Origin of the sequence: Pseudomonas sp. Os17 (assembly GCF_001547895.1) — a bacterium.
Classification (GTDB): Bacteria; Pseudomonadota; Gammaproteobacteria; order Pseudomonadales; family Pseudomonadaceae; genus Aquipseudomonas.
In genome coordinates, this window is sequence record NZ_AP014627.1 from 5,441,694 (window position 1) to 5,457,941 (window position 16,248).

The 16,248-nt window shown below is 64.5% G+C and carries 15 protein-coding genes; 12 read left to right on the forward strand and 3 right to left on the reverse strand.

The window, feature by feature from the left end:
- Positions 1 to 59: 59 nt before the first annotated feature.
- From POS17_RS23915 to POS17_RS23940, 6 genes are all read left to right on the forward strand, one after another.
- Positions 60 to 1,961 (forward strand): sensor histidine kinase, encoded by a 1,902-nt coding sequence (locus tag POS17_RS23915; protein ID WP_060840810.1) that lies wholly within the window; start codon positions 60 to 62, stop codon positions 1,959 to 1,961.
- The gene (locus POS17_RS23920; RefSeq protein ID WP_060840811.1) at positions 1,958 to 3,283 is read left to right on the forward strand and encodes a sigma-54-dependent transcriptional regulator; all 1,326 of its coding nucleotides are present in this window, start codon (positions 1,958 to 1,960) and stop codon (positions 3,281 to 3,283) included. The genes POS17_RS23915 and POS17_RS23920 overlap by 4 nt, the downstream gene beginning before the upstream one ends.
- A gap of 26 nt (positions 3,284 to 3,309) precedes the next feature.
- Positions 3,310 to 3,639 carry a GlpM family protein gene (locus POS17_RS23925; RefSeq protein ID WP_169892259.1) on the forward strand — a complete coding sequence of 110 codons (330 nt, stop codon included), beginning with the start codon at positions 3,310 to 3,312 and terminating at the stop codon, positions 3,637 to 3,639.
- Between the two features lie 163 nt (positions 3,640 to 3,802).
- Entirely contained in the window at positions 3,803 to 4,723 is a 921-nt protein-coding gene (locus POS17_RS23930; RefSeq protein WP_060840812.1) for an arginase, read from the forward strand.
- On the forward strand, positions 4,720 to 5,094 hold the full coding sequence (locus POS17_RS23935) for an EamA family transporter (protein ID WP_060840813.1): 375 nt from the start codon (positions 4,720 to 4,722) through the stop codon (positions 5,092 to 5,094). The genes POS17_RS23930 and POS17_RS23935 overlap by 4 nt, the downstream gene beginning before the upstream one ends.
- A 31-nt stretch (positions 5,095 to 5,125) precedes the next feature.
- Complete coding sequence (locus POS17_RS23940) at positions 5,126 to 5,527, forward strand: EamA family transporter (protein ID WP_016964655.1); 402 nt, start codon at positions 5,126 to 5,128, stop codon at positions 5,525 to 5,527.
- Positions 5,528 to 5,885: 358 nt separating this feature from the next.
- Here POS17_RS23940 and POS17_RS23945 read toward each other — a convergent pair whose 3' ends face one another.
- Together POS17_RS23945 and POS17_RS23950 are read right to left on the reverse strand one after the other, a co-directional pair.
- Positions 5,886 to 6,752, reverse strand: coding sequence for a fatty acid desaturase (locus POS17_RS23945; protein WP_060840814.1), 867 nt, complete (start codon positions 6,750 to 6,752; stop codon positions 5,886 to 5,888).
- Positions 6,753 to 6,855: 103 nt separating this feature from the next.
- Positions 6,856 to 7,626 carry a MipA/OmpV family protein gene (locus tag POS17_RS23950; protein WP_060840815.1) on the reverse strand — a complete coding sequence of 257 codons (771 nt, stop codon included), beginning with the start codon at positions 7,624 to 7,626 and terminating at the stop codon, positions 6,856 to 6,858.
- 229 nt (positions 7,627 to 7,855) lie between these two features.
- On the opposite strand from POS17_RS23950, the gene POS17_RS23955 reads away from it, so the two are divergent.
- Genes POS17_RS23955 through POS17_RS23980 form a run of 6 tightly spaced genes read left to right on the forward strand, consistent with a single transcriptional unit; the run spans position 7,856 to position 15,099 of the window.
- The gene (locus POS17_RS23955) at positions 7,856 to 8,551 is read left to right on the forward strand and encodes an HAD-IB family phosphatase (protein ID WP_060840816.1); all 696 of its coding nucleotides are present in this window, start codon (positions 7,856 to 7,858) and stop codon (positions 8,549 to 8,551) included.
- On the forward strand, positions 8,544 to 9,938 hold the full coding sequence (locus POS17_RS23960) for an aspartate aminotransferase family protein (protein WP_047288922.1): 1,395 nt from the start codon (positions 8,544 to 8,546) through the stop codon (positions 9,936 to 9,938). The genes POS17_RS23955 and POS17_RS23960 overlap by 8 nt, the downstream gene beginning before the upstream one ends.
- Positions 9,935 to 10,801 carry an alpha/beta hydrolase gene (locus POS17_RS23965; protein WP_060840817.1) on the forward strand — a complete coding sequence of 289 codons (867 nt, stop codon included), beginning with the start codon at positions 9,935 to 9,937 and terminating at the stop codon, positions 10,799 to 10,801. The genes POS17_RS23960 and POS17_RS23965 overlap by 4 nt, the downstream gene beginning before the upstream one ends.
- Positions 10,802 to 10,815: 14 nt before the next feature.
- Positions 10,816 to 11,943: a GNAT family N-acetyltransferase gene (locus tag POS17_RS23970; RefSeq protein WP_060840818.1), complete on the forward strand. Its 1,128-nt coding sequence runs from the start codon at positions 10,816 to 10,818 to the stop codon at positions 11,941 to 11,943.
- The gene (locus tag POS17_RS23975; protein ID WP_060840819.1) at positions 11,940 to 13,712 is read left to right on the forward strand and encodes a sensor histidine kinase; all 1,773 of its coding nucleotides are present in this window, start codon (positions 11,940 to 11,942) and stop codon (positions 13,710 to 13,712) included. The genes POS17_RS23970 and POS17_RS23975 overlap by 4 nt, the downstream gene beginning before the upstream one ends.
- The gene (locus POS17_RS23980; RefSeq protein ID WP_060840820.1) at positions 13,702 to 15,099 is read left to right on the forward strand and encodes a sigma-54-dependent transcriptional regulator; all 1,398 of its coding nucleotides are present in this window, start codon (positions 13,702 to 13,704) and stop codon (positions 15,097 to 15,099) included. The genes POS17_RS23975 and POS17_RS23980 overlap by 11 nt, the downstream gene beginning before the upstream one ends.
- Before the next feature lie 71 nt (positions 15,100 to 15,170).
- On the opposite strand, the gene POS17_RS23985 is transcribed toward POS17_RS23980, so the two are convergent.
- Positions 15,171 to 16,205, reverse strand: a complete 1,035-nt coding sequence (locus tag POS17_RS23985) for an alpha/beta fold hydrolase (protein ID WP_060840821.1) — start codon at positions 16,203 to 16,205, stop codon at positions 15,171 to 15,173.
- Positions 16,206 to 16,248: the final 43 nt, after the last annotated feature.

Sequence of the window (16,248 nt, forward strand, 5' to 3'; positions counted from 1 at the left end):
CTTCGCCGGCCGGCCGGCTCCTATGGACACCGCACAGTGGTTGACCCAAGGCATCTGTGATGAAATGCGACCCCACTCTCTATCGCGCCGCGCCGCCATCACTTGCCGTGAAACCCCGTCTGATCCGCCAACTGTTCCTGCCGCCACTGGTCATCCTGCTGATGATCGGCCTGGGCTACATCGGCTTCTGGGTCAGCGAACACAACGGCATCCGCACCCTCAGCGAAAATGGCGAACGCCAGTTGGAGCTGCACGCCCGCGCCGTAGAAAGCGAGATCAGCAAATACACCTATCTGCCCAGCCTGCTGGAACTGGAATCCAGTGTCTCGCGCTTGCTGGACGATCCCTCGCCGGAACACCGGCAGACCGTCAATCAATACCTCGAAGGCCTGAACCGCCGCAGTCGCAGCCGGGCCATCTATGTCATGGACACCACCGGCCGGGTACTGGCCACCAGCAACTGGCGTGACGTCGACAGCTACCTGGGTGAGGACCTGTCGTTTCGCGCCTACTTCCAGAACGCCGTGCGCGGCCAGCCCGGACGCTTCTACGGCATCGGCAGCACCAACGGCGAACCCGGCTACTACCTGGCCCACGGCCTGGAAGAGCACGGCAAAATCATTGGCGTGGCGGTGGTCAAGGTGCGCCTGGAAGCCCTGGAGGAGCGCTGGCAGCGCGCCCGTCTGGAAGCCTTCGTCAGCGACGAGAACGGCATCATCATCCTCTCCAGCGACCCGGCGCGGCGTCTCAAGTCGGTCCTCCCCCTGAGCGACGACACCAAGGAGCGCCTGGCCCGCAGCCTGCAGTACTACTGGTTCCCGCTCAACGAACTCGAACCCCTGGCCCGGGAACGCCTGGCCGAAGGCGTGGAGAAACTGACCTTCCCCGCCAACACCGAACTCGAGTCCGACGGCAAGGCCATCAGCTACCTGTCCCAGACCCGCCCCCTGAGCGACACCCCGTGGAATTTCACCCTGCTCACCCCCTTGCAGGACCTGCGCCGCGAAGCCATCAACCAGGGCATCCTGGTGGCCGTGGCGTTTGCCCTGGTGGCGTTCTTGCTGATCGCCTGGAACGAGCGGCGCAAGGTCATCGCCACGCGCCTGGCCGCCCGTGAAGCCCTGCAGGAAGCCAACAGCCAGCTGGAGCGCCGAATCACCGAGCGCACCGCCGACCTGCGGGCCAGCAACGAGCGGCTCAAGAGCCAGATCCGCGAACGCCGCCAGGCCGAGGAAACCCTGCGCCGGGCCCAGGACGAGCTGGTCCAGGCCGGCAAGCTGGCGGCCATCGGCCAGATGTCCACCAGCATCGCCCACGAGCTCAACCAGCCCCTGGCGGCGCTGCGCACCTTGTCCGGCAACACCGTGCGCTTTCTTGAGCGCGGCGCCCTGGACACCGCCAGCGCCAACCTCAAGACCATCAACGAACTGATCGACCGCATGGGCCGCATCACCGCCAGCCTGCGCGCCTTCGCCCGCCGCGGCGACGACCAGGGCCAGGCCAGCCTGGACAAGGCGGTGGACGCCGCCCTGCAGATCCTCAACGCCCGCATCGAACCCCTGCCCCTGCAACTGCACCGCGACTTCAGCGAACAGACCCTGCAGATCGACCAGACCCGCCTGGAGCAGATCCTGGTCAACCTGATCGGCAATGCCCTGGACGCCATGCAGGCGCAGCCGGCGCCGGAACTGTGGCTGGAAGGCGAACCCGGCGACGGCAAGTACCGTCTGCGGGTACGCGACAACGGCCACGGCATCGATCCCGAGGCGCGCAAGCATCTGTTCGAACCCTTCTTCACCACCAAACCCGGCGAGCAGGGCCTGGGCCTGGGCCTGACCCTGTCCGCCAGCCTCGCCGCCGCCACCGGCGGCAGCCTGGGGGTGGAACATCCGGCAAGCGGCGGCACCGCCTTTGTCCTCAGCTTGCCCCTGGCAAGCCCCACTCAAGCCGAGTCGATATGAACAACGAGCTGACCGTGCTGATCGTCGAAGACGATCCCCATGTCCTGCTGGGTTGCCAGCAGGCCCTGGCCCTGGAAGACATCCCCTGCATTGGCGTGGGCAGCGCCGAAGAGGCCCTGGCCCAGGTCGGCGACAACTTTCCCGGCATCGTGGTCAGTGACATCCGCCTGCCGGGCATCGACGGCCTGGAACTGCTGACCCAACTCAAGGCCCGGGATCGCAGCCTGCCGGTGGTGCTGATCACCGGTCACGGGGATATTTCCATGGCCGTGGGGGCCATGCAGAAAGGCGCCTACGACTTCATGGAGAAACCCTTTTCTCCCGAGCGCCTGGTGGACGTGGCCCGCCGCGCCCTGGAGCAGCGAGGCCTGGCCCGGGAAGTGACCTCCCTGCGCCGCCAACTGGCCGAACGCAGTTCCCTGGAAGGCCGGATCATCGGGCGCTCGCCGGCCATGCAGAACCTGCGGGAATTGATCGCCAACGTCGCCGATACGTCGGCCAACGTGCTGATCGAAGGCGAAACCGGCACCGGCAAGGAACTGGTCGCCCGCTGCCTGCACGACTTCAGCCGCCGCCACCCGCAACAGTTCGTCGCCCTGAACTGCGGCGGCTTGCCGGAGAACCTGTTCGAAAGCGAGATTTTCGGCCACGAGGCCAACGCCTTCACCGGCGCCGGCAAACGCCGGATCGGCAAGATCGAGCACGCTCACCAGGGCACCCTGTTCCTCGATGAAGTGGAAAGCATGCCGATCAACCTGCAGATCAAGCTGCTGCGGGTATTGCAGGAGCGGACCCTGGAACGCCTGGGTTCGAACCAGAGCGTGGCCGTGGATTGCCGGGTGATCGCCGCCACCAAGTCGGACCTGGACGAGCTGAGCCGGGCCAAGGCATTTCGCAGCGACCTGTACTACCGCCTCAACGTGGTGACCCTGGAACTGCCGCCCCTGCGCGAGCGCCGCGAGGACATCCTGCAACTGTTCGAACACTTTCTGCAGCAGTCGTCCCTGCGCTTCGACCGCGCCGTGCCGGAGCTGGACAACCAGACCCTGTCGAGCCTGATGAGCCACGACTGGCCGGGCAACGTGCGCGAACTGCGCAACGTCGCCGAGCGCTTCGCCCTGGGCCTGCCGGCGTTCAAGAAGACCGGCGGCAGCGCAGCCCAGGGCCTGGGTTTTGCCGAGGCGGTGGAAGCCTTCGAACGCAACCTGCTGAACGACGCCTTGCAGCGCAGCGGCGGCAACCTGACCCAGGCCAGCCAGGAGCTGGGCATGGCCAAGACCACCCTGTTCGACAAGGTCAAGAAGTACGGCCTGAACCACTGACCCCAGCGCGAGGACTTATGGATCTATTGTTGAAGGCCGCCCTGGGCGCGGCGGTGGTGGTGATTCTGGCGGCCCTGGCCAAGACCCGGAACTACTACATCGCCGGGCTGGTGCCGCTGTTCCCGACCTTTGCCCTGATCGCCCACTACATCGTCGGCAAGGGCCGCTCGCTCGACGACCTGAAGACCACCATCCTGTTCGGCATGTGGTCGATCATTCCCTACTTCGTCTACCTGGCGACCCTGTATGTGATGGTTGACCGCCTGCGCCTGGAAGCGTCCCTGGCGGTGGCCGCCGTGGCCTGGCTGATAGCCGCGACGATCCTGGTCAGCGTCTGGGTCCGCCTCCACGCCTGAGGCCCTGCCCTTTGTGTAGGAGCGAGCTTGCTCGCGAGGCCGGCGCCGCCTGTCGCCTGCCACCCTGGCCCGACCCTTGCATTTACCCGGTAAAGCCCGTCCAGCCTGCGTTTGCGCGTTATCACGCAGTTTCTGGAGGGCGCTGCCATGGGTAAAGAACACCTTGAATATCTTAGATCTCGACCACAGCCTGACCGCCCAGGAGCCCATTGTCCGGCGCCTGAACAGCGGCCAGGCACGACGCCTGGACCTGCTGGACCTGGGCCCCAAGCTGCGCCTCTGGTCCACCGAACGCACCTACCGCCACTTCACCGAGCGCCTGGGCCAACGCCCCCGGCACAGCGGCCCGCAGCCGGAAATCTTCTTCGTCGGCTCCGGTGACTATCACCACCTGACCCCGGCCTTTCTCGGCGACCTCAAAGAGCCGGTGAGCCTGATCCACTTCGACAACCACCCCGACTGGGTACGCTTCGCCCCGCGCCGGCACTGCGGCTCCTGGGTCAACCGGGCGCTGCAGCTGCCGAATATCCAGCGCATCGTCACCTTGGGCCCTTGCAGCGAAGATTTGCATAATCCGCAACTGCGCGGCGGCAACCTCGGCGCCCTGAAGCACGGCAAACTGCAGCTGTTTCCCTGGCAGCACGCGCCGTCCAAGGTCTGGGGCCGGGTCGGCGACGGCGCCGGGCATCAACAGCAGGAAAACCTCCTGCACTGGCGCAACCTGGCGGACCTGGACTGGGCCGCCTTCCTCGCGCAGATGATCGACAGCCTGCCCACCGAAGCGGTGTGGATCACCATCGACAAGGACGTGCTGGCCAGCGAAGACGCCGCCACCAACTGGGACCAGGGCGGCATGCGCCTGACCCACCTGCTGCAGGCACTGCGGGCACTGGCGGCGCGCAAGCGCATCCTGGGCATCGACGTCTGCGGCGAGTTCGCCAAACCGGCCTTCAGCAACGCCTTCAAACGCTGGGAAGCCAAGTCCGACCAGCCCCCGGCCGAACGCTGGAGCCAGGACGACCTGCTGCGCAACTCGGTGACCAATGAAGCCCTGATTTCGCTGTTCGAGGAGCTGTTCCCGTGACCCTGACCGTTGTTCTGCTGGTGGCCTTTTCAATCCTCCTGGACGTGATCGGCCAACTCTGTTTCAAGCTCGGCCTCGACCGCCTGCCGGAGCTGGAAGGCGGCTTTCGCCTGAATGCCTTCTGGGGCCAGGTGTTCAACGCGCCCCTGCTGTGGTGCGGCATCGGCGCCTACGCCATCGAGTTCTTCGTCTGGCTCGAAGCCCTGTCCCGGGCGCCCCTGAGCCTGTTGTTCCCGGCTGCGGCCCTGGCCTATTGCGGCGTGGTACTGGCGGGCAAGGTGGTGCTGGGCGAGACCGTCAGCCGCCGGCGCTGGCTGGGCACCCTGGTGATCACCGCCGGGGTGATGCTGGTGTGCGTGGCCAGTACCTGAGCCTCATTCAACGAATAGAAGGAAACGCTTCATGAGTTCGAACACCTCCCACGGCTGGCTGCACGAGCGTCTGGGCACCATCGTGCTCTGGGCCCTGCTGATCGGCTTCGAGAGCGCCGGGCAGATCGCCACCAAGGTCGGCGGCGATCAGTTGGGGCAGATGGATTTCAACCTGCAATGGCTGGCGGCCGTGGCGGTCAATCCGGGTGTGCTGCTGGCGATTGCCTGCTACATCGGCGCGTTTTTCGTGTGGATGCTGATCCTGCGTCGCAGCAGCCTGTCCCTGGCCTTCCCCTTGAGTTCCCTGGTGTTCGTGGTGGTCCTGCTGGGGTCGTGGCTGGGCCTGGGCGAACAGATCAGCCTGCTGCACTGGATCGGCGTCTTCGTGATCATCGGCGGGATTGCCCTGCTGGCGGAGGGTGAAGAGGCCTGAAGGCCTCTTCGCTGGCAAGCCAGCGCCTACGGCGAGTGATTGGCGTCGTGCCCTGGTAGGAGCCGGCTTGCCGGCGAAGGCGATCTTGCGGGCCCCTTCGCTGGCAAGCCAGCTCCTACGGCGGGGGATTGGCGTAGTGCCTTGGTAGGAGCCGGCTTGCCGGCGAAGGCGATCTTGCGGGCCCCTTCGCTGGCAAGCCAGCGCCTACGGCGGGGGATTGGCGTCGTGCCCTGGTAGGAGCCGGCTTGCCGGCGAAGGCGATCTTGCGGACCCCTTCGCTGGCAAGCCAGCTCCTACGGAGGGGGATTGGCGTAGTGCCTTGGTCGGAGCCGGCTTGCCGACGAAGGCGATCTTGCCCTCAAGCCTTGCGGTGGGCTACCAGGAAGCCCAGGCCGTGGGACACGGGAATCACTTTCACCCCCGCCGCGCGCTGCTGCTCGCGAATCTCGCGGTGGAAGGCCTTGACCTTGGTCCAGTGCATCTTCGGCCGGTAGTGATGCTCGGCGTGGTAGCCGTTGTTCATCCAGATCAGGTTGTACAGCGGGCTGTAGGAACTCACGCCCCAGGCAATCGGCAGGTCGGGGTTGCCGCCCAGGTGCTCGTAGTAGCCATTGAGGGACGACAGCGATTGTCCCAGGTACCAGAACGGCAGCAGCACCAGTACCGCGTGCCAGTCATACAGCGCCAGGGCCAGGTAGAACGCCACGGTGACGCCGATTTCCACCTTCACCCAGCGCGCATCGTCAGGCCGCTTGCGCTGCATGTCCTGGTAGATCTCCTTGGGATCGTCGCGAAAGAAGCTCAGGAAGGTGTAGGCCCAGGGATTGTCCGGCTGGCCATGCTTGCCGTGCAGGTAGATCGACAGCGGATCCACGGTCTTGCCCTGGGCATCCGGCCGATCGGAGTTGCCACGGTGGTGACGGTTGTGGATGTCGCGGTAAAGGGTCTGGGAAAAACCGATGGTCACCGACAGCAGCAGGTCGAAGGCCCGGTTCATCCACCCCGGGGTGAAGTAGGCGTTATGGATCTGATTGTGGGAAATGCTGTTGATGCTCCACGACAGGCTGACCGCATACAGCAGCGCCGCCGGGAGAATGACCCACCAGGACAGGGCGTGAAAGTCCAGCACCAGCCGCAGGACAAAGGCGAAATGCGCCAGGGCCATGACAATCGGGATCAGGTCCCAGAGGGAATGGGCAAGCAGACGGTAGGCGGGTCGAGCCATGAAGAACTTCCTGAGAAATTGAATTCATGACCGCCTTTGCAAAGGCCAGACCAGTTTTCACCGGGGCCACCGCAGGCCGGGGCGCGGCCTGCGGTGGCGCGCTTCAGAACTTGTAGCTGATGGCGGTCTGCACCTGGCCCTGGTTGACCTCGCCCCGATCGCGAACGATGGAGCTGTCCGCGGCGGAGTTGACCAGACGGATCCAGCTGGCACTGGCCACCAGCGACCAGTTGTCCCCCAGGGGGAACTGGAAGCTCTGGCTCAGGGTGAAGTTCTGCATGCCACCGCCAGCGTTGTAGCGATCGATACCGGAGGCCAGGGACTCTTTGGCGCTGACGCCATAGAAGGTATTGGCCTGACGGTCGTCGGCAAAGTGCAGGGTCAGCTCGTTGCTGCCAATGATGCCCATGCCCAGGGGATAGCCGATCTCGCCACCGAGCTTGCCCAGCAGGCCGCCCTGGCCGCCGGCACCGCCGACCGCCTGGCCGACGGTGGCGAACACCCGCCAGAAGTCATCCGGAGCGTATTCAATGAAACCGCCGATATCGGCCATGTCGCGCACGTCCCGCAAGCCGCGCAGCTTGCCGTCGGCGTTGCGCCCCTGCAGGTAGTTGACGTATGGACCGATGCTCAAGCCATTGCCCTTGAAGGCGCTCCAGGTCAGGCCGTCATCGGTGCTCAGGCTGACATCGCCCCATTCCAGATCCATATAAGGCAGCGGCACCGTGTCGTAGCTGCTGCCGGTCGGGTCGTGGGGCTGGTAGCCGAGGCCAAGTCCCAGTTCACCGGTGATACCGGAGTCGGCGGCGGCGCCCATGGCCGCGCCCAGCGACAGCAGGCCGGCCAGTATGGCGGGGAGAGAAAGCCTAGGCATGAGTGAGTTTCCTTGTCTGAACAGCCGCGCATCAATCACCAGAGCGCCCCACGGACGCAAGCACTGATGTTGGTTGTAGCAAGCTACAAAAATTGTAGCCAGAAAACTACAAAACCCCTCCCCGCCCGACCAGAGCCCCGGCCCTGCTGGGTTTTCGCCACTTGGCACAGTCCCTGCTCTACCCCTGCCGCAAGCGCAAACAGCGCTCTTATTCAACAGGTAACAGCAGATGATGCACTGGCATATCGTATGTGACTTCGACGGGACCATCTCCCGCGCCGACGTGATCGATAACGTTCTCCAACGCTTCGCCGACCCGAGCTGGGAAGGCATCGAGCAGGAATGGCTGGACGGTCACATCGGCTCCCGAGAATGCCTCAGCCGCCAACTGGCCCTGGTCAAGGCCTCGCCCGCCGAACTGCTGGGCTACTTCGACAGTGTCGAAATCGACCCCGACTTCCCCGACTTCGTCGATCACGTGATCGGCCTGGGGGCTTCCATCGAAGTGGTCAGCGACGGCATCGAACAAGGCATCGCCCGCATCCTGGCACGCAACTACGTGACCCTGCTGCCGATCCTCGCCAACCGCCTGCGCCAGGTCGACCACAACAGCTGGCGCATCGACTTTCCCTACGCCAGCGACGCCTGCCGCGCCGCCTCCGGCAACTGCAAGTGCAAGTCCACCCCACGGGGCAAACGCGTACTGGTGATCGGCGACGGCCAGTCGGACATGTGCGTGGCTTCCACCGCCGACTTCGTGTTCGCCAAGGACCGCCTGGCCGACTACTGCGAACGCAACCAGATTCCCCATGCGCGGTTCGACTCCTTCGCCGAACTGCCGGCGCTGCTGGCCAAGCTGCCGAACAACGCCGCCAACGCCACCAATTTCTCTCTTGAAACCCAGGAACTCTTCCACCATGTCTGATATCCGCATCGCGACCGCCGAAGACCAGATCCTTCTGGAAAAAGAAGCCAAGTACTGCTCCTACGGCGATACCGTTCACTACATCGAACCTCCGCGCATTTTCAGCCGCTGCGAAGGCTCCTATGTCTGGGACACCAGCGACCAGGCTTACCTCGACCTGCAGATGTGGTACTCGGCGGTGAACTTCGGCTACGCCAACCCGCGCCTGAACAACGCCCTCAAGCAACAGATCGACACCCTGCCGCAGATCGCCAGCCAGTACCTGCACAAAGGCAAGATCGAACTGTCGGAAATGATCGCCGTGGACGCCAAGAAGAAGTTCGGCCTCGACGGTCGCGTGCACTTCAACGTCGGCGGTTCGCAGTCGGTCGAAGACTCGCTGAAAGTGGTGCGCAACGCCACCAACGGCAAGAGCCTGATGTTCGCCTTCGAAGGCGGCTACCACGGTCGCACCCTGGGTGCCTCGTCGATCACCTCCAGCTACCGCTACCGTCGCCGCTACGGCCACTTCGGCGAGCGCGCCCAGTTCATCCCGTTCCCGTACCACTTCCGCGGCCCCAAGGGCATGACCAAGGAAGAGTACGGCAGCCACTGCGTGCAGCAGTTCGCCCGTCTGTTCGAAACCGAATACAACGGCGTGTGGGACCCTAAAGTCGGCCAGAGCGAATACGCCGCCTTCTACGTCGAGCCGATCCAGGGCACCGGCGGCTACGTGATCCCGCCGATGAACTTCTACAGCGAGCTCAAGCATGTGCTGGACCAGCACGGCATCCTGCTGGTGGTGGACGAAATCCAGATGGGCTTCTACCGCACCGGCAAGCTGTGGTCGATCGAGCACTTCGACGTCAAACCCGACGTGATCGTGTTCGGCAAGGCGCTGACCAACGGCCTCAACCCGCTGGGCGGCATCTGGGCCCGTGAAGAGCTGATCAACCCGGGCGTGTTCCCGCCAGGTTCGACGCACTCCACCTTCGCCTCCAACCCGCTGGGCACCGCCGTGGGCCTGGAAATGTTCAAGATGACCAGCGAGATCGACTACGGCGCGATGGTCATGGAAAAGGGCAAGTACTTCCTGGCCGGCCTGCAAGACCTGCAGAAACGCTACCCGATCATCGGCGATGTCGACGGCCTGGGCCTGGCCCTGCGCTGCGAAATCTGCACCACCGACGGTTTCACCCCGGACAAGGCGACCCTGGACTTCATGGTCGAGGAAGGCATGAAGGGCGACATCGAAATCAACGGTCAGCGCCTGGGCCTGATCCTCGATGTGGGCGGCTACTACAAGAACGTCATCACCCTGGCCCCGTCGCTGGAAATCAGCTACGCGGAAATCGATCTGGGCATCGCACTGCTGGACCGCCTGCTGGATCGGGCCATGAAGCGATGAGCCAGGCTGAGATCGATCTGGGCGAAGGCGACGCCGGCTTCGTTCTCGGCACGGGTCCGGTCGGGGTCTTGTTGATCCACGGCCTGACCGGCACCCCGACGGAACTCCGTCGGGTGGCCCAGGGCCTGGCCAAGGACGGAACGTGCAGCGTGTACGTTCCGACCCTGCCCGGGCACTGCGGGGACAACAGCGACCTGCAGGCCACCGGCTGGCAGGACTGGTACGAAGGCGTGCGCAAGACCTTTGTCGGCGTGCAGCAGCGTCACCAAGAGGTGTTCGTCGGCGGCCTGTCCATGGGCGCGGTGATGTCCATGTACCTGGCCTCCGAGCATCCGGGCCGGATCAGCGGCCTGCTGATGTACTCCACCACCCTCAAGTACGACGGCTGGAGCATCAACAAGCTGGCGTTCCTCACGCCGTTGCTGATGAAGATCCCCTTTGGCGTGCACATCTGCCGTTTCGAAGAGAAACCGCCCTACGGCATCAAGAACGAACGCCTGCGGGCCATCGTCGAGAAGCAGATGAAAGCCGGCGAAAGCAGCAATGCCGGGCTCCTGACCATGGAGGGCGTGACGGTGCGCGAGTTGCATCGGATGAACGCCGTGGTCAAGAAACGCATGCCTTCGATCATGACCCCGGCCCTGGTGCTGCACTCCAGCGAGGACGACATCACCAGTCCCTGGAACGCCAACTACGTGGAGCGCAAGCTCGGCGGACCGGTGACCAAGATCCTCCTCGACAACTGCTATCACATGATCACCGTGGACCTGCAGTACCAGCGAGTGATCGAGCTGAGCGTCGACTTCATCCAGCAACGAGTGACCCAACCCGCCGAACGTGAAGACTACCGACAGCTGGCGTGACTTAAGGAAGAGACGTGATTACCGCCCAAGCCTTTTCAACCATACAGGCCATCGAACGCAGTGCCTGGAATGACTGTTTTCCGGGGGCCCTGGAGGATTGGGATTACTACCTGGCCGTGGAAAAAGCCGCCATTGCCGACTTTCAGTGGCGCTACCTGGCGGTCTTCGAGGGCTCGACCCTGGTGGCGGTGGCCCCGGCCTTTACCACCCAGTACCGGCTCGACACCACGGTGTCGGGACTGGCCAAACGCTTTACCGAGCGTCTGGAGCGCCAGTGGCCCGGTGTCCTGCAACTGCGCCTGTACGCCATCGGCTCGCCCGTGGCCGAACAGTGCAACGCCGGCACCGCCAGCCACGTCCCGCCCCAGCGCCGTCAGGCCTTGCTCGAAGAACTGCTGAAACTGGCCCGGCGCGACGCCGACAGCTTTGGCATCGGCCTGTTGGCGGTCAAGGATGCCCCCAGCCACGATCAGCCATGGGCCGACAGTTGCCTGGCCGCCGGCCTGCAAGCCATGCCCAGCCTGCCCACCGCGTTGCTGCCCGTGCCCTTCGCCTCGATCGACGCGTACCTGGGCACCCTGGGCAAATCCACCCGCAAGGACCTGCGCCGCAAGCTCCGGGCTCCGGCACCGCGCATCGAATGGCGCCGACAGATCGACGACGTGCTGCCGGACATCATGCGCCTGTACGAAGCGACCCTGAACCGCAGCGACCTGCAGTTCGAACGCCTGCCGGCGGACTACTTCACGGCGATCCTCGAGCAGTTGGGCGAGCGTGCCGCCTGCGTCCTGTACTGGGTCGGCGAGCAGTTGGTGGCGTTCAACCTGATCCTCATCGACCAGCATCGGCTGATCGACAAGTTCTTTGCCCACGACCTCAACGTCAGTCGCGAGCACAACCTGTATTTCCGCAGCTGGCTGGCCAATGTCGACTTCTGCATCCAGCAACGGATTCCGCTCTACGAGTGCGGCCAGGCGGGCTATGCCAGCAAACTGCGCCTGGGTTGCCGCTTCACCGGTAACATGCTGTTTTTCCGCCACCGCAATCCGTTGCTCAATGCCCTGCTCAAAGTGATAAAACGCTTTGTTCGCCCGGATCGCTCCGACCCCGCCATGGCTGCTGCAATAAGCGAAAGTACATGACCAGAAAAGATCGTCGCCCGCCTCGCCCCTTCGCCATCTCCCGCTGGAGCCTGCAGCGCAAGCTGGTGCTGGCCTTCTGGCTGGTCAGTGTGATCCCCACCATGATCGCGGCTGAGCTGGCGGCCACCACGCTGTCGGAAATTTTCGACAGCAACGTGCGGATCTGGCTGCAGGAGTCGACCAAGATCGTCGAGGACGAGATCACCGAGATCCTGCGTGACAACGCCCGGATCGCCCAGCTGTTCCTGCGCTACACCCGCCCGCCCACCGATCGCAATGCGGCCAAGCACGACAAGCTCACCGCCGACATCGCCGACTCCATGGGCATCGACGTGGTGGCGCTGATTCGCAAGAACGACCACAAAGTGATGTTCACCACCGCCGCCGATGACGTGGTGGGGCAGATCAGCACCGCCTCCAATGCCGTGCTGCAGACGATCCAGGTTGGCGGTGTGGCCACCGGCGCGGTGGTCTCGACCTTCCAGACCCAGCTGGACGGCGTCGACTATCAGCTGTTGATCGCCACCTACCTGGACGCCAGCTTCCTCACCAGCGTGGCCGACGTGCACTCCCTGGACCTGCGCCTGTACCTGGCCAAGGCCGATGACTTCTCCGAGATTTTCGCCACCCAGCGCTTCGAGGATCACCCCCCGCGGGTGCCGCACAAGATCGAAGACATCCTGCGCGCCACGCGCCAGCCCACCGAACAGTTCACCAGCCGCTACAGCGGCCTGTACCGACCGATCTTCAATGACAGCGGCGACCTGGTGGGGGTGATTTTCAGCGGATTGCTGCGCCACAGCAGCCTGGTGGGCCTGGTCAACCAGAGCAACCTGTTCATCCTGATCTTTCTCCTCAGCTCGGCGGCCTCGCTGTGTGTCGGCTGGCTGGTGTCGCAACGCCTGACCCGGCCGCTGCGGGGCCTGTCCAAGGGCGTCCAGGCGGTGATTGCCGGCGACTACCGGCAACGGGTGCCGGTGATCGGTGGCGACGAACTGGCGGAGCTGAGCAGCACCTTCAACCACATGACCGAACGTCTCGGCGAACTGCAGCACCTGGAAGCCCAGTTGCGTCGCCGGGACCGCCTGCACGCCCTGGGCGAAGTGGCCATGGGCCTGGCCCACGAGATCCGCAATCCCCTGGGCATCATCAAGACCGCCACCCAACTGCTGCACCGCCGGGCCAACCTGCCGGAAAACGACAAGCGCCACCTGGAATACGTGATCAGCGAGGTCAGCCGGATCAATGACCTGATCACCGAGTTCCTCGACTTCGCCAAGCCCAGCGCACCGATCCGCGCCACCCAGCCGGCGCGCCCCTTGCTGGAAGAGTTGCTGGGCTTCTGCGCCCCGGAACTGGCGACCCACAACATCGACGCGCGCATTGATGACCAGGCCCCCGGCGCGACCATCCACGCCGACGCCCGACAGCTCAAGCAGGCCTGCCTGAACCTGATCCTCAACGCCATCGACGCCATGCCCGAGGGCGGCCGCCTGACCCTGGGCATCGCCCAGCAGGAAGACGAAACCATCATCAGCGTCAGCGACACCGGCCAGGGCATCGAGCCGGACATGCTGGAGCGCATTTTCACCCCATTCGTCACCACCAAGGCCTCGGGCACCGGCCTGGGATTGGCTAAAGTCTTCTCGATCATGGAAAGCCATGACGGCCATATCGAGTGCGTCAGCGAAAAAGATGCCGGCGCCACCTTCAGCCTGTACATTCCGGCCAACGGTGAAGAGGACGACGAGGACAGTGATGACGCATAACCTGCTGGTGGTCGACGACGAACCGAAACTCTGCGACCTGCTGTCCTCGGCCCTGAGCCAGGACGGCATTCAGGTGTTCACCGCAAGCAACGGCCTGCACGCCCTCAAGGTGCTGGAGCAGGAGGACATCGACCTGGTGATCAGCGACTGGCGCATGCCGGGCATGGACGGGCCGCAGTTGCTGGGGGAAATCAAGCAGCGCTACCCGAACCTGCCAGTGATCGTGATGACCGCCTACAGCACGGTGAAGAACGCCGTGCAGTCCATGCGCAACGGCGCCTACGACTACATCGCCAAGCCGTTCGATATCGACGAGCTGGACATCACCGTCAGCAAGGCCCTGCAGTTTCGCGACATTCTCAAAGACAACCAGCGCATGCGCGCCGAACTCGACGAACACCAGCAGTTCGACAGTCTGGTGGGCGACAGCCCGACCTTTCGCCAGGTGCTGCAGGCGGTGGACTCGGTGCGCGACAGCAATGCCACCATCCTCCTGACCGGAGAAAGCGGCACCGGCAAGGAAATGGTCGCCAGGGCCATCCACAAGCACGGCAATCGCGCCGACAAGCCGTTTGTCGCGGTCAACTGCGCGGCGATTCCCGAGGGCCTGCTGGAAAGCGAGATGTTCGGCCATCGCAAGGGCGCCTTCACCGGCGCCGTGGCCGACCGCGTCGGGCGCTTTCAGCAGGCCGACAAGGGCACCCTGTTCCTCGACGAAGTGGGCGACATGCCCCTGGCCCTGCAGGCCAAGATTCTCCGCGCCCTGCAGGAGCGGGTGATCGAGCCGGTGGGCGACCCGCGAGAGCGCAAGGTCGATGTGCGGGTGATTGCCGCGACCAACAAGAACCTGCTGGAAGCGGTGGCCAACAAGGAATTCCGCGAAGACCTGTACTACCGCCTCAATGTGTTCCCGATCCCCTTGCCGGCGCTGCGCGAACGGGTCGAGGACATCGCCCCGCTGGCCCGCCACTTCGCCCACAGCCTGGGCGCCGCCGCGGGCAAGCGCATCACCGGCTTCAGCCCGCAGGCGCTACAGGCCATGGCCAGCTACAACTGGCCGGGCAACATTCGCGAACTGCAGAACTGCGTGGAGCGCGCCACCATCGTGGCCCGCGCCTCGGTCATCGAAGAGAGCGACCTGCCGGGCTATCTGTTCGACACCCAGCCCGCGGGAGTCGAAGGCGGCGCACTCCCCGGAGTCGGTGCGCCAGTGCCCAGCGACCTGGATGCAGCCCTGGCGGAGGTGGAACGCAGCTACATCCTCGCGGCCCTTCAGCAGAGCAACGGCGTCCAGGCTGCGGCGGCGCAGATGATCGGCATTTCCGAGCGCAGCTTCTGGTACCGCCTGAAGAAACTCGGCATTCAGGTGGACAAGATCGTTCGCTGACGCGAACAGCGACCAGCTGCAAGCTGCAAGCTGCAAGCTGCAAGTGAAAATCTAGCCGTTTGAGGCTTGGCTCAGAGCATGCGCCCCACTTCCAGTGGTTCGATCTGGGCCCAGTGGGACGTGTCTTCGCGATGGTTTTGCAGGTATGGCAGCACCGCCGCCAGCAAGGGTGCCTTGAAAGCTTCCTGGAAACGATGGGCCAGGCCCGGGATCAGTTTCAACTGACTGCCCTGGATCTGCGCCGCCAGGTGCACACCGTGCATCACCGGCAACAGCGGATCGGCGGTGCCGTGCACCACCAGGGTCGGCACCCGCAGTTGCTTGAGCAGCGCCACCCGGCTCGGCTCGGCGAGGATCGCCATGATCTGGCGCTGAACCCCCTGCGGGTTGAACGCCCGGTCATAGGACAACGCAGCCTGATGCAGCAGAACCTGACGATCATCCGCGACCTTCGGGCTGCCCAGGGCCGCCAGCAGGTCCGCCTGCTGCTCCAGGGCCGCTTCGCGGTTCGGTGCATTGCGCCGGGACAATAACTGCACCAGGGCCGCGTTCGGCGCGGGCAGGCCCTCGGCGCCGGAGCTGGTCATGATCAGGGTCAGGCTCTCGACCCGCTGTGGCGCCATGGCCGCCAGGTGCTGGGCAATCATCCCGCCCATGCTCGCCCCCAGCACATGGAACTGCTCGATGTGCAGGGCATTCATCAGCCCCAGGGCATCGTCGGCCATGTCGGTCAGGGTGTAGGGCGCCGACACCGGCAGGCCCAGCTTGTAGCGCAGCACTTCGAAGGTCAGGTTGGCGCTGGCCGGAGCCTGGCGCCAGGTGGACAGGCCGACGTCGCGATTGTCATAGCGAATGACCCGAAAGCCCTGCTGACACAAGGCCATGACCACCTCGTCCGGCCAGTGGATCAATTGCCCGCCCAGCCCCATGACCAGCAACAGCGCCGGATCGGAAGTCCGGCCAATGCTTTGGTAGGCCAGGCTCACCTGTGGCAGGTCGACCCGTTGCGTGGGTACGTTGACATCGCAGCGCGCGGCCGCAAAGGACAGCTGGCCGAGCAATAGCCCGGCCAGCAGGATGACAGTGGAAAACAATCTTGCCCGCATGGAAAACACCGAAACGCAGAACCCCAGTGGAGCGCGAGTCTGA

Excerpts from the sequence above, each read along its gene's own strand:
- POS17_RS23920 (WP_060840811.1), top strand. The coding sequence starts at position 1,958 with ATGAACAACGAGCTGACCGTGCTGATCGTCGAAGACGATCCCCATGTC.
- POS17_RS23985 (WP_060840821.1), bottom strand. The coding sequence starts at position 16,205 with ATGCGGGCAAGATTGTTTTCCACTGTCATCCTGCTGGCCGGGCTATTG.
- POS17_RS23975 (WP_060840819.1), top strand. The coding sequence starts at position 11,940 with ATGACCAGAAAAGATCGTCGCCCGCCTCGCCCCTTCGCCATCTCCCGC.
- POS17_RS23980 (WP_060840820.1), top strand. The coding sequence starts at position 13,702 with ATGACGCATAACCTGCTGGTGGTCGACGACGAACCGAAACTCTGCGAC.
- POS17_RS23950 (WP_060840815.1), bottom strand. The coding sequence starts at position 7,626 with ATGCCTAGGCTTTCTCTCCCCGCCATACTGGCCGGCCTGCTGTCGCTG.
- POS17_RS23955 (WP_060840816.1), top strand. The coding sequence starts at position 7,856 with ATGATGCACTGGCATATCGTATGTGACTTCGACGGGACCATCTCCCGC.
- POS17_RS23965 (WP_060840817.1), top strand. The coding sequence starts at position 9,935 with ATGAGCCAGGCTGAGATCGATCTGGGCGAAGGCGACGCCGGCTTCGTT.
- POS17_RS23915 (WP_060840810.1), top strand. The coding sequence starts at position 60 with ATGAAATGCGACCCCACTCTCTATCGCGCCGCGCCGCCATCACTTGCC.
- POS17_RS23940 (WP_016964655.1), top strand. The coding sequence starts at position 5,126 with ATGAGTTCGAACACCTCCCACGGCTGGCTGCACGAGCGTCTGGGCACC.
- POS17_RS23945 (WP_060840814.1), bottom strand. The coding sequence starts at position 6,752 with ATGGCTCGACCCGCCTACCGTCTGCTTGCCCATTCCCTCTGGGACCTG.
- POS17_RS23960 (WP_047288922.1), top strand. The coding sequence starts at position 8,544 with ATGTCTGATATCCGCATCGCGACCGCCGAAGACCAGATCCTTCTGGAA.